1 protein-coding gene is annotated in these 467 nt (G+C 66.4%); it reads right to left on the bottom strand.

What is annotated here, in order from left to right:
- Positions 1 to 467, bottom strand: a 467-nt coding sequence (locus D3D01_RS22765; protein WP_233563628.1) for an ABC transporter substrate-binding protein, incomplete at both ends; no start/stop codon positions are given.

Here is a 467-nt window from a genome sequence, read left to right as displayed (position 1 = left end):
CGTACGTGAACGGCCCCGTGCCAACGGGCGACTCGGGGTTGTGCTGGGACGGGTTCTCCACGTCCTCCCACTTGTGCTTGGGGATGATGACGCTGCGAACGACGCGCTGGGTCATGAACGCCGCGTCGGGGCCCTTCAGATTGAACCGAACCTCGTGGTCGCCGAGCACCTCGACCGACTCGACCGGTTCGTAGAACGGCGTCTGACTGGTCGAGGAGTGTTCCTTGTACAGTTCGACGGTGAACTTCACGTCCTCCGCGGTGAACGGCTCGCCGTCGTGCCACTCGACGCCCTCGCGAAGAGTGAGTTCGACGGTGGTGTCGTCGACGAACCCGCCGCCGGTCGCCAGCGCGGGGACGACTTCGAGGTCCGGCGTGGCGTCGAAGAGGCCGTCGTAGATGAACGTCAGCCGCTTCGCCTCCGCGCCGCCGGCGGCCCACGGGAGGTTCAGCGAGTTCATCGAGGTG

It is taken from the genome of Haloarcula sp. Atlit-7R (assembly GCF_003666065.1).
GTDB classification, from domain to species: domain Archaea; phylum Halobacteriota; class Halobacteria; order Halobacteriales; family Haloarculaceae; genus Haloarcula; species Haloarcula taiwanensis.
This window is presented reverse-complemented; position numbering and strand designations above follow the sequence as displayed.